Genomic DNA, 11,654 nt, shown 5'->3' on the forward strand with positions numbered 1-11,654 from the left:
TCTACCCCCTGCCTGCCCCGCCAATTTTGAGTCAACAAACCAGCCAGCTTCCTCACTTCTTCACTTCATCCCTCCAAAAACGTACCATGAAAAAGTCCTTCTTCACCCTCGCCCTCGCCGCTCTCAGCCTTGCCGCCGCCGCCCAGACCACGCCCGCCGCCCCGGCCCCGGCTGCCGCCGCAGCGCCCACCGGCTACGCCGACCTGCTCGGCGCTACCATCAAAGAGGTGATGAGCACCGGCGACGCGGCCACCCTCAAGGCGCTCGCCGCCAAGCTGGAGCGCGCCGCCACCGTAGCCCCCGCCGACTGGCTGCCCCGCTACTACCAGGGCTACGCGCTGCTCATTCACGTGTTCCAAAGCAAGGAAAGCGACGACCAGAAAGACGCCGCCCTCGACCAGGCCGAAGCCGCCCTGGCCAAAGCCCGCCAGCTGCACGGCGACGAGTCGGAGTTGCTGACCTTGCAGGCGTATATCTACCAGGCGCGCCTCGGCATCTCGCCCATGATGCGCAGCATGAAGTACTCGCGCCTGGTGACCGAAACCATTGCCCAGGCCAAAAAGGCCAACCCCGCCAACCCCCGGCCCTACCTCGTGGGGGCCAACAATGTGTACTACACGCCCAGCATGTTTGGCGGCGGGGCCGAGGCCGCCAAGCCCTTGTACGAAGAGGCCAAAGCTAAATTCGCAGCCTTCCGGCCAGCCTCCGCGCTGGCTCCCAACTGGGGCGAGCGCCAGCTGCTGGGCCGCCTCAAGCAGTACGACGTGGCGGCGGCCACCAAGTAGCCGGCGGCCAAGCCCCATAAAAAGTGTAGAGTTTCGCGCAAAAACACTACACCCCCCCGGCTGAAACTATAGTCTTTTTGCCGAGAACTCTCACTTTCGGATAGAAATCCACCATTTTACGCTCGGTGCTACCCACTTTTACCCTTCGCTACTAGCTTGCCGTGTCTACTCTGGTATCTTCTGCTACGCCCATGCCCACGGCCGCTTCCGAATTCTGCGAAAAAAATGCTCCGGCCGAGGCGCATAGTCAGCAAAAGCAGGCGCTGCGGCGGCAGATAATAGGGCTGGTTTTCGTGTGCCCGCTGATAGCGCTGTTTTACTCGCCGCCGCCCTGGCAAGACCCCAAGGGCTACGCCATTTCGCTGGCTTATTCCTACTGCTACTTCATCGGGCTGTGGCTGGCCAATGGCTACACGGCCAGCCTGCTCAATTTCCGGGTGGGGTGGGACAAGCACCCGCTGCGCCGGCTGTTGCTGACGGTGGGCATCTCGATGCTGGCCTCGCTGCTGGTGATAGTGGGCGTGAGCGAGGGCTTTGCGGTGCTGCTGTGGCACCGCCCGCTGGGCTCTACGCTCCGGCACAACTTCGTGGCGCAGGCGGCGTTTCCGCTGCTGTTCACGGTCGTCATCTCCTTGTTCCTGCATTCGCGCTCTTTCCTCATGGCCTGGCGCGAAGCCACCGTGCGTGCCGAGCGCCTGGAAAAGGAAACCGCCGTGGCCCGCCTCGACTCGCTGCGCCGGCAGGTAGACCCGCACTTTTTGTTCAATTCGCTCAACGCCCTCACTAGCTTGGTCGAAGAGCACGACCCCGCCCGGGCGGTGCGCTTCATCCGGCAGCTCTCGCAGGTGTACCGCTACGTGCTCGACAGTCAAAGCCAGGAGCTCGTGCCGCTGGCCGACGAGCTTCAGTTTGCCGAGTCGTACATCTTCCTCCAAAAAACCCGGCTCGACGAGGCCCTGCACGTAGAACTAAACCTGCCGCCGCCCGCCGCGCTCGCCGGCCTCTACCTGCCGCCGCTGGCCTTGCAGCTGCTGCTCGAAAACGCCCTCAAGCACAACACCGCCTACCAGGCCGACCCCCTGCGCCTGCGCGTGGCCGTGGATGCCGCCGCCCGCACCCTCACCGTGCGCAATACTCTGCGCCCCCGCCGCCTCGCCCCGGAGGAAACCTCGGGCCGGGGCCTCGATAACCTGCGCGCCCGCTACGGTTTTCTCACCAGCCTGCCCCTGGCGGCCGGCCCGGTAGGGGCCGAGTTTGTGGTAGTGCTGCCGCTGCTGGAGTTGTAGGGTAAGCTTTAGCTTGCCTTACGTTTGCACTACTATTCTCGCGGGTGGCTGGCGCTGGCAAGCTAAAGCTTACCCTACTTTTTGCCCATGCTCACCGCTATTCTCGTCGAAGACGAGCCCCTCGCCGCCCGCCGCCTCACGGGCCTGCTGCAAAAGCAGGCCGACCCTCTCACCATTCTGGGCGTGGCCGAGTCGGTGGCGCAAGCCGTGGCCTTGCTGCAAGCCGGCCCCGCGCCCGACGTGCTGTTTCTGGACATTCACCTGGCCGATGGGCTTAGCTTCGAGCTGTTTGAGCAGGTAGAAATCCGCTGCCCGGTCATTTTTACCACCGCCTACGACCAGTACGCGCTGCGCGCCTTCAAGGTCAACAGCGTTGACTACTTGCTCAAGCCCATTGATGAGGAGGAATTGCGCGCCGCCCTCACCAAGCTGCGGGCGCGGCTGGGGGCCGCCGCGCCCACGCCCGAGATTGGTACAAAAGGTGCCGTTTCTAGTACAAAAGTTCCCGAACCTGCGCCCGCCTTGGATGCCGCTACGCTGGTCGCGCTGGTGCAGCAGCTGCGCCAGCCCGCGCCCCAGGCTAGCTACAAGGCGCAGTTTGTGGTGCGCGTAGGCGAGCACCTCAAAGTAGTACCCGTAGAGCAGGTGGCGTACTTTTTCAGCCTCGAAAAAGCTACCCTCTTGCAAAGCACCGACGGCCGCAAGTACGTAGTCGACTACTCGATGGAGCAATTGGAGAATCTGCTCGACCCGCAACAGTTCTTCCGCCTCAACCGCGCCTACCTGGCCCGGCAGGCCGCCATTGCCGACATCATTCACTACGCCAACTCGCGCCTGCAAACCGTGCTCAAGCCCGCCCCGCCCGAAAGCGAAGGCCCCGTGCTGGTGAGCCGCGAAAAAGTGAGCGTATTCAAGAGCTGGCTGGATAGGTGAAAGAGTTTTGAGTGCTGAGTTTTGAGTTAGCTCATTGTGGCCCCCGGTGGCAGCCAGCCCCGTAGGGGCGACCCGTCGGTAGTAATTGGCAATAATAAAGTAAACGAAGCCCCGTAGGGGCGACCCAACCAGTTGATTGGGTCGCCCCTACGGGGCTCTGGCACTATAAACGAGTGTATTCCTACCGACGGGTCGCCCCTACGGGGCTGGCTGCCACCGGGGGCCATGGTAGGTTAGATAAGAATCAATGGAAAACACGCGCCAGAAACGCCGCCGTGTAGTCCAGCGTGGGCTGAAACCAGGGCGTGAGCAGCGGAAACACGTGCGGCGCGTCGGCAAAGGTGTGCACCTCGTGGTAGATGCCGAAGGCCGTGAGCTGGCGCATAAAGTCGTCGCGCCCGGCGTGCATGCGCGCCACGCTGCTGTTGAGGAACAGCGTGGGCGGCGCGCCCGCCCCCACGTGGCTGAGCGCGCCGGCCTGCTGCCACAGCGCCGGCTGCGCGGTGCGGGGCGCACCCAGCCACAGCGTAGCCGCCGAGAGGCGCTTGCTGTCGTCGCCCTCGCCCGACTCGGGGTGCGTGAAGGCCAGCGTGCCATCGACATCTACCAGGGCCTGCACCCGCGTGGTGGGCGCGCCGGGCGCGGCGGCTTCCGTGAGGGCTGGCAGGCCGGGCGTGGTGGCCACCAGCGCCGCCAGCTGCCCCCCGGCCGAAAAGCCCCACACCGCCACGCGGCTGGTATCGATGTTGTAGGTTTTGGCGTGGGCGCGCGCCCAGCGGATGGCCGCTTTCACGTCGAGCACGGCGGCGGGGTAGCGCGCCTCGGTGGCGAGGCGATACTCGGGCAGCACGCACACGTAGCCCCGGCCCGCGAGCTGCTGCGCCATGGGCAAATGCTGCTGCCGGTGGCCCGAGCCCCAGCCGCCGCCATGCACAAACACCACGGCCGGGTAGCCGCCGCGCCGCTTCTTGGCGGGCCGGCACACATCGGCCAGCAAGGTGTGCGCGCCCCGGGTGCAGTAGGGCTGGCTCAGGGCCACGCGCACGCCGGCCGGCACCGCCGGCCGCGCGATAGTGCTACCGGGAAACTGCTTTTTGACCTTCGCCAGCGCGCTATGCACCGTGAAAGAAGTATCGGGCGGCAGCGGCAGGGCCGGCAGCTCCCCGGCCGCCGCTGGCGCGGCGGGCGGCGGGGCCACCTGGGCCAGCGCCGGGGCGGCAGGGGCGGCGGCCAGCGCCGCGCACAGCAAACAGAGAAAAGAAATACGCATAAAAAAGGCCGGGCCATCCCCGGCCCTAAATGTAGCCGCGAAGCGGCGGCATGTTGGTAGCCAAAGCCAGTAGCATAGAAAGAAAAGCGCCGCAAAGCGGTGCCCCCCCCCGCCAGGGTGCCGCTTTGCGGCGCTTAATAGTTGCTGTTCATTGCAGCTACCAACATCGATGGCGATGAGCTTGGTGGGGCCACCAAGGGCGTGCGGGCCGAGCGCTCAGCCTTGGCGCGGTTGAAATGGACTGCTGCTCACAGCGGGGAACTGTCGGGTGGGGGGGGCGGTGGTGGCGTAGTCGCTCCAGGCGCGCAGTAGCTTGTCTGCCTTGGGGCACAGGTCGTTGCGTAGCAGGCGCTCGGCCATGTCGCCCTTGGCCGAGTTGGCCACGGCCGTGCCTAGCGCTGCACCAGCAGGGTAGCATCGGCCACGCCGGGCACGCCGGCCAGCAGGGTGAGGGCGTACTTGAGCAGCTCGCTGTCGTTGAGCGACGACACGTTGCAGCTTATAGTTTGGGTGAGCGAGGGCCTGGAAAACGGATGGTTGGAAAAAAGGCTAATGCCTGGGCTGTATTGCCTCAGTGCCAGCACCTAACCAGGCTGGTGGACTTGAAAAATAGACGTATAGAGCAAGTTTAGTATTATGATAGCAGCGCGGCAGGATAATTTTGGGGAAAACTACCCGTTTCAGCTATCGTGCCTGCGCTACTTTTTTTCGATAACCTCCGGCTTATCCGGCGCGCGGGCTGCGCGCTGCCGAGGTTATTCGGAACTAAACCGGACCGGAATAGCGTAGCGGACCATTACTTTACCTTCCTCGCTCTGAATGCCTACTTATCACACCCCAATCTACACTTTCACCTTTTCCTATGAGAATGCCACGCACTGCTTACTTGCCCGCTGGCACGGCACCGTGCCCGACGCCGACCTCTACGCGCACTACGCCGAGCTAATGGCCACGGCCGAAGCCCACGGCTACTGCCGCTGGTGGCTGCTCGACATTCGGGCGCGCAGCTGGCCCACCCCCAGCTTCCGGCACTGGATGAACACCGAGTTTGCGCCCCTGGCCCAGGCGGCTCTAATTAAGCCCCTGTCTATCGCCTACTTGATAGCGGACGAGCAAAACGAGCATATCGCCCAAGCGGGCATTCAGAACGTGCGGCACAACCTGGCCGGCCACGATGTGCAGCCCGCGTTTTTCAACAGCGAGGCCGCCGCCCTCGCCTGGCTGGCGCAGCAGCAAGCCCAGGACCCGGCCGGCTAAGCCAGGCCCTCGAGCCAGCGCCGCAGGGGCGCGGCTTTTTCCTTGCTCACCAGGGCCTCGGTGCCGGTGGGCAGGGCGGGGCTAAGCTCGGCCAGCAGCTTGCCGCCCAGGTGCGGCACCAGCCGGCGCACGGCCGGCAGCTGCGCCAGCACCTGCCGGGTGAGCCGGAAAAACTGCGCCGGGTCGAGCAGCGCCTCCAGCTGCTCCAGGGTATAGTCGACCACGAAGCGGCGGCCGTCGAAGGTGGCCAGCGTGGTCGTCTCGTGCCGGCTCTGAAACCACGCCGCCTCGGCGGCGGGCAGCGGCAGCAGCGCCTCGCCCTGCCGCACCAGAAAGCGCGCCTTGTAAGTTGAGTTCTGAGTTTTGAGTTCTAAGTTTTGAGTTAGCATAGCGAGCAGCTCGGTGCTCAAAAGCCGTAGCTTTTCGCTCTCCGCTTGCGCGGCTTCGCCTACTGCTTCCGGCGCGGTGCGCAAAACCGTTAACTCTTCACTCTTCACTCCTACCTCTTCACTGCCCGCCGGGCCGGCCGGCCACTGCCGCCACTTGGCCAGCGCCTTGGCCAGCTCGGGCAGCTTCACGGGCTTGAGCAGGTAGGCGATGCTGTTGGCCTCGAAGGCCCGGATGGCGTACTGGTCGTAGGCGGTGGTGAAAATGACGGGGCTGCGCACCACGGCCCTAGTAAAGACGTCGAAGCTGAGGCCGTCGGCCAGCTGAATATCGCTCAGGATGAGGTCGGGGGCGGGGTGGGCGGCCAGCCAGGCCAGCGCGCCGGCCACGGTATCGAGCACGGCCAGCACGCGGGCCTCGGGGGCGGCCTGGGCCAGCAGCTGCCGCAGGCGGGCGGCGGCCGGGTCTTCGTCTTCGAGCAGCAGAATGGTCATGGGAGAGTTTTGAGTTCTGAGTGTTGAGTTTTGAGTTGGGTGGAGTGGGCAATGGGAGCCGCCCGGTGGGTTTTGCAGGTGAGGCGCTCGCCTAAATATGCACTCCCCGAAATAGCTGCGCGCCAGCCGATGAGCTTTGCAGTTGAGGCGCACACCTCACCAAATCAGAACTCAAAATTCAGAACTCAAAACTCCTCCTCGCCCGGCAGCAGCGGCAGCGTGACCGTGAACTCGCCGGCCGCCTGCGCCACCACTACCGGGCCGGGCGCGCCCAGCAGCGCGTAGCGGCGGCGCACGCTGGCCAGGCCGGTGCCCAGGCCAGGAGCCAGCCCGGCGAGGCGCGGCTGGTAGGTATTGGCCACGGTGAGGGCGTCGGGGGTGGCGCGCACCTGCACGTGCAGGGGGCGCGCCTGAGAGGCCTCATTGTGCTTGAGGGCATTCTCGAGCAGCGTTTGCACGCTGAGGGGGGCCACGCGCCGGGCGAGGGCGGCGGGGGCCAGGTCGTAGGTGACGTGCACCTTGGCCCCGAAGCGCACCTGCTGCAAGGCCACGTAGGTTTTTACCAATACCAGTTCGTCGGCCAGGGGTACGGTGGGGCGCTCGCGGCTCAGGAGCACGTAGCGGTAGAGGTCGGCGAGGCCCTCTAGGTACTGCTGGGCGGCGGCGTTGGTGGGCTCGATGAGGGCGGCCAGCGTGTTGAGCGAATTAAACAGAAAGTGCGGGTCGAGCTGCTGCGTGAGGGCGTCGAGCTGGGCCTGGGTCTGCGCCTGAGTGAGCTGGTCGGCGCGGCGCAGGTTCACCTGCCACTGCCCGAAGGTGTGGCGCGCCTCGTAGATGAGCAGCACCACGAGCGTCGAAACCAGGTTGAGGCCGGTTTCGGGCAGCACCCGGCCCGGCGCGTAGGGCCAGCGCAGCGCCCACGCCAGCCCCGCGCCCAGCACTACCGTGGCCAGCAGGGTATAAGCCAGGCTGGCGGCGGCCTGCCACCACAGCCGGCGGGCGGTGGCCGGGGCCAGCGGCCAGCGGGCCACGCCGCGCCGCCACAGCCACACATTGCCCAGCCACAGCACCGCCGTAAAGAGCAGCGACACCGCGTAGCCGCCCACCCAGGCCGCGCCCGGCGGCTGCGCCAGGATGCCGCGCGGCAGCAGCTCCAGCGCCGCTAGTATCAGAATGCCCGCCACCAGCGGCTTGTGTTTGCCCATGCCGGCAAAGGTCGGCCGCCGGGCCGCCGGGGGCAAGCAAGGCACTACCACCTAGCGGCCCCGCCACAGCGGCTGCCCGGCCAGCGCCTGCGCCAGCAGGGCGGCAGCGGCGGCCAGGTACAGCCCCGCGCCCAGCCACGTGAGGACCGTGGCCGAGGCTGGCACCCCGCGCCCCAGCGCCCAGCCCAGCAGGGGCAGGGCCTGCACGGCGTGCAGCCCCAGGAAGTGCGCGGCGCGCACATCGCCGGCGCGGGTGCTCCAGCCCAGGCCCGGCAGGCCGGGGCCGCCATCGGGCGCGCCCACGGTGTGGGCGAGCTGCCGAATCATGAGGCCGCCCACCAGCGCGCCGAGCACCGACAGCGGCAAGCCCAGGCGCACGCCCCAGCCGTAGGCCGCCGGGCCGGGCAGCGGGTAGCGCCACACCACATACACCGCCCACAGGCTGCACAGGGTGTTGACGAGGATAAAAATGCCCATCGTGGCAAACAGCGCGGCATTGAGCGCCGACGACACGTTGTAGTGCGAGGGTTGCCCACGCCCGGCCTGCACGAAAATGATGACCGTTTCGACCATCATGCTCAGGGCCACGCCCCAACCGATGGCGGCCACTGCCGGCCGGGCCGCCGCCGGCAAACCCAGCAGCAGCACGGCCATCGTCCAGCAGAATAGCCCGTCGGCCAGGGCAAACTTGAGGGGCTTGGCCCACACCGGCGCACCAGTGAGGAGGCGGGGGTCGAAGAAAAGCAGCGCGGCCGCCAGCAGCGCCAGCCCCACGTGCAGCCACCCCGCCCAGGCCAGCGCCGGGCTGCCCTGGTGCAGCTGCTGCAAGAGCCTGCCCGCCCGCTGCCCCAGCGAAAGGGTAGAGGCCAAAGCCAACGGCGCGGCCGGCGCGGCCAAAGCGGGCGCGGGCGAAAGCAAAAGCAATTTCATTGGCTAGGAAGAAAAGGAAGTAGCCGCCGCCGGCCGGCCGAAAGCCGCCCGCCCGCCGAAATACACCAGCAGCCCCACCGGGCCAAACAGCAAGGTGAGCGCCAGCGCGGGCACCAGCGCCAGGTGCGGCACCTGCCGGCGCGCGGCATCGCGCACCTGCCAGGCCCCCACAAAGAGGTCAAAAGCCAGGTAGTGCACCCAGCCCGCCAGCAAGCCCCAGGGATTGCGAAAAAAAGCCGCCACCCCGGCCAGCGAGCTAAAGCTGCCCTCGGCCCCGTGCGGCCCCAGGTAGTGCGTGGCGATAAGCGCCGCATACGCCACCGCCAGCAGGCCAGGCCACAGCCCGCTGAGCACCAGCGCGCGTGTGCCGCGCCAGCCGGGCGCAAAAGCCAGCAGCGCCCAGGCCGGCAGCACCAGCACATTGGCCAACGAAAAGAGAGAATCGGGAGTGAGCGTCATGGCGTTGGGCAAAAGAATAGCTACTTCAAACCTACGCCCGCGCTACCTGCGGTGGCCAGCGCCCACCCGGCCAATCGCCCACCGCGCCGGGTGAAGCGGCCACCTGGCAGGGGTGAAGCAGCAAGGGCAACCAGGCCCGGCGGGGCGTACTTTGTCGTAGTTCTTCCGTTACCCGTTGCGTATGTTGCTTTCGTTGTTTCTACTTCTCGGCGGCCTGGCGGCTGCCGCGCCGCCCGCCACCGTGCTCAGCGGCCACCTGGCCCACGCCCCGGCCGGCGACAGCGTGCGCGTGCTGGCCGCCGGCCGCCGCTACGCCGCCGCGCTGAGCGCCACCGGCGACTTTAAGTTGACCATCAAGAACCTGGCGGCGCCCGCGCCGGCCGATTTTCGCTACGCCCGCCAGCACGCCCCGCTCTACCTGGAACCCGGCGACGACGTGCGCCTGACGGTGGACTTCGCCGATTTCGACCAAACGTTGAAATATAGCGGGCGCGGGGCCGGCCCCAACAACTACCTGGCCCGCGCCAGCTGGCGCTTTCGCTACGGCCCGGCCGCCGACACGCTGCGCCCCGAAGCCCGCCTCACGCCCGCCACCACCCCGGCCGAAATGCGCCGGCTGGCCGACGAGTTTCGGGCGCGGCAGCTGGCTTTTCTGGAAGAATACAATAAGGCCACGCCGCTGCCGGCCGCGTTTCGGCACGAGCAGGCGGTGGGCATCGCGCTGGCGTGGGGCGCGCAGCTGCTCGACTACGTGGGCTACCGGCGCGCGCACGCGCCGGGCGCGGGGCCGCTGCCGGCCGGGTATTTCGACTTTCTGGCGGCGCTGCCGCTAGCCGAAATCCCTGGCTACGACGGCCGCGGCCAGGCCAACAGCGGCTACGTGGGCCAGCTGCTGCTGAGCTACCAGCAGCGCCTGCTGCCCACCGGCCAGCTCGACGCCGACCCGGCCACCGCCGCGCGCCTCTACGCGCTGGCGGGCACCGAGCTGGGCAGCCCGGCGCTACGCGACAGGGTGCTATTCTTGCTACTGAGCGGGCAGCTGGACGAAAACCTGCCCGGCGTGCTGGCGGCCTACCCCACCTTCAAGCGCCTCAACCAGGATTCGAGCTACGCGCGCAACCTGCACGCCATCGTGGGCAAGCGCGCGCGCCTGGGCGTGGGGCAGCCGGCCCCGGCCTTCGCGCTGCAAGACCATACCGGCCGCACCGTGACCCTGGCCGACCTGCGCGGCAAGGTGGTGTACCTCGACTTCTGGGGTAGCTGGTGCCCGCCGTGCATGAAGGAGCTGAACGAGTACAGCCACGCCCTGAAAAAGCAGTTTGAGGGCCGCGACGTGGTGTTTGTCTACATCTCGGTGGGCGATGCCGAGGAGAAATGGCAGAAGGTGCTAGTCGCCAGAAACCTGCTGAGCGCCAATGCCATCCATCTGCGCCAGCCCAAGGACGGGCAAACCGCCTTCGATTACCAAATCAACACCTTCCCGACCTACTGGCTCCTTGATAAGGCCGGGCGCATCGTGGATATGCAGGCCCCGCGGCCTTCGGAGGGCACGCGGGCGGCGGCGGCCATAGAGCAGGCTTTAGTTGGCCGTTAGCTATTGGCTTCCCGTCTACTGAGGGCCAACAGCCAGTAGCTAGCAGCCAAAAGCTGAAGACTAACAAAGCGCCGGCCAGCGTTGTTAAGACAAGCTGAGCCGGCAACGTGGTAGCGGCTACCACGTATCGGGCGGCGGAGTGCCTTTAAGTTCTAGTGTCAGTGTCAAGTTGTTGTCGCGTTATCGGGTTGCTGGTGCTGCTGGCCTTGGGGCTGCCGCGCGGCCTGCGGGCGCAGGAAGAATCGGCCACGGTGCGGGCGACCTTGCCTAAAAAACCGACCGGCAAAGCCCGCCGCGATACCACCTGGGAGCGCCCCGCGCCGCCCTTCTCGCACCGCCGCCTGGTAGTGCAGTACGACTCGCGCTACTCGTTTGTGAACGGCCGCCTCTGCACCATCAACGGCCTGAAGCTGGGCATGGAGTGGCGCGGCCGCGTGCGCACGGGCGCGGCGGTGTACTTCCTGAGCACGGGCATCCCGACGCGCCTGCCGCTGCCCGACAATGCCGCCGACGATGCCGACGCCGACCTGCGCTTTCGCTACCTGGCCGTCTACGCCGAGGGCGTGGTGCTGCAAAACTCGCGCTGGAGCCTCAGCGCCAACATGCAGCTGGGCCTGGGCACGGTGTACGTGCGCTACCTCAACGACTCGACCGGCCGCTACGACCGCACACCCCGCGACTTCGTGATGCTGGTGGAGCCTTCGGTGGCCGCCCAGATGCGGCTTTTCCGCTGGGCCGCGCTGGGCGCGGGCGCGGGCTGGCGGCAGCCGGTGCTGGTGGCTCCCATCATCCGGCGCGAGCTCAGCGGCCCGGTATTTTACCTGCGCGCCAACGTGCTGCTGGGCCCGCTGCTAAAGGTGGTGCGCGGCAAGGAGCGCCTCTTCACGCAGGACGGCCTGCGCGTGCGCGGCCTCGACAACTACACCCGCGACAAATTTTACGGCAGCAAAGGCGACCAAGAGGTGTATCGGTGAGCGGGGTTTTGGATGAGTGGATGAGTGGATGAGTGGGGAGTGCGGTCGTCATGCTGAGCGGAGCGCAGCGCAGTCGAAGC

12 protein-coding genes are annotated in these 11,654 nt (G+C 66.9%); 6 read left to right on the forward strand and 6 right to left on the reverse strand.

Annotated features, from left to right (window positions below):
• The first annotated feature begins 86 nt into the window (after nt 1-86).
• From VFO93_RS02000 to VFO93_RS02010, 3 genes are all read left to right on the forward strand, one after another.
• Entirely contained in the window at nt 87-785 is a 699-nt protein-coding gene (locus tag VFO93_RS02000; protein ID WP_325132633.1) for a hypothetical protein, read from the forward strand.
• A gap of 161 nt (nt 786-946) precedes the next feature.
• Nucleotides 947-2,071, forward strand: a complete 1,125-nt coding sequence (locus tag VFO93_RS02005) for a histidine kinase (RefSeq protein ID WP_325132634.1) — start codon at nt 947-949, stop codon at nt 2,069-2,071.
• A gap of 87 nt (nt 2,072-2,158) precedes the next feature.
• The gene (locus VFO93_RS02010; RefSeq protein WP_325132635.1) at nt 2,159-3,004 is read left to right on the forward strand and encodes a LytTR family DNA-binding domain-containing protein; all 846 of its coding nucleotides are present in this window, start codon (nt 2,159-2,161) and stop codon (nt 3,002-3,004) included.
• Nucleotides 3,005-3,248: 244 nt separating this feature from the next.
• Here VFO93_RS02010 and VFO93_RS02015 read toward each other — a convergent pair whose 3' ends face one another.
• Together VFO93_RS02015 and VFO93_RS02020 are read right to left on the reverse strand one after the other, a co-directional pair.
• The gene (locus VFO93_RS02015; protein ID WP_325132636.1) at nt 3,249-4,274 is read right to left on the reverse strand and encodes an alpha/beta hydrolase; all 1,026 of its coding nucleotides are present in this window, start codon (nt 4,272-4,274) and stop codon (nt 3,249-3,251) included.
• Between the two features lie 216 nt (nt 4,275-4,490).
• Nucleotides 4,491-4,658 carry a hypothetical protein gene (locus VFO93_RS02020; RefSeq protein ID WP_325132637.1) on the reverse strand — a complete coding sequence of 56 codons (168 nt, stop codon included), beginning with the start codon at nt 4,656-4,658 and terminating at the stop codon, nt 4,491-4,493.
• A gap of 435 nt (nt 4,659-5,093) precedes the next feature.
• On the opposite strand from VFO93_RS02020, the gene VFO93_RS02025 reads away from it, so the two are divergent.
• Nucleotides 5,094-5,531: a hypothetical protein gene (locus VFO93_RS02025; RefSeq protein ID WP_325132638.1), complete on the forward strand. Its 438-nt coding sequence runs from the start codon at nt 5,094-5,096 to the stop codon at nt 5,529-5,531.
• Here VFO93_RS02025 and VFO93_RS02030 read toward each other — a convergent pair.
• The 4 genes from VFO93_RS02030 to VFO93_RS02045 all read right to left on the reverse strand — a co-directional run bounded on the left by VFO93_RS02030 (nt 5,528) and on the right by VFO93_RS02045 (nt 9,006).
• Entirely contained in the window at nt 5,528-6,412 is an 885-nt protein-coding gene (locus tag VFO93_RS02030) for a LytTR family DNA-binding domain-containing protein (protein ID WP_325132639.1), read from the reverse strand. The two genes, VFO93_RS02025 and VFO93_RS02030, sit on opposite strands and share 4 nt — an antisense overlap.
• Nucleotides 6,413-6,597: 185 nt before the next feature.
• A complete protein-coding gene (locus VFO93_RS02035) occupies nt 6,598-7,617 on the reverse strand; it encodes a sensor histidine kinase (protein WP_325132640.1) in 1,020 nt (339 codons plus the stop codon).
• A gap of 51 nt (nt 7,618-7,668) precedes the next feature.
• Nucleotides 7,669-8,547, reverse strand: coding sequence for a hypothetical protein (locus VFO93_RS02040; protein ID WP_325132641.1), 879 nt, complete (start codon nt 8,545-8,547; stop codon nt 7,669-7,671).
• A 3-nt stretch (nt 8,548-8,550) separates the two neighbouring features.
• Nucleotides 8,551-9,006, reverse strand: a complete 456-nt coding sequence (locus VFO93_RS02045) for an ABA4-like family protein (RefSeq protein WP_325132642.1) — start codon at nt 9,004-9,006, stop codon at nt 8,551-8,553.
• Between the two features lie 181 nt (nt 9,007-9,187).
• Here VFO93_RS02045 and VFO93_RS02050 point away from each other — a divergent pair, with 181 nt between their 5' ends.
• Entirely contained in the window at nt 9,188-10,600 is a 1,413-nt protein-coding gene (locus VFO93_RS02050) for a TlpA disulfide reductase family protein (protein ID WP_325132643.1), read from the forward strand.
• A 161-nt stretch (nt 10,601-10,761) separates the two neighbouring features.
• A complete protein-coding gene (locus VFO93_RS02055) occupies nt 10,762-11,574 on the forward strand; it encodes a hypothetical protein (protein WP_325132644.1) in 813 nt (270 codons plus the stop codon).
• Nucleotides 11,575-11,654: the final 80 nt, after the last annotated feature.

Source organism: Hymenobacter sp. (assembly GCF_035709525.1).
In the GTDB taxonomy this organism is placed as follows: Bacteria; Bacteroidota; Bacteroidia; order Cytophagales; family Hymenobacteraceae; genus Hymenobacter.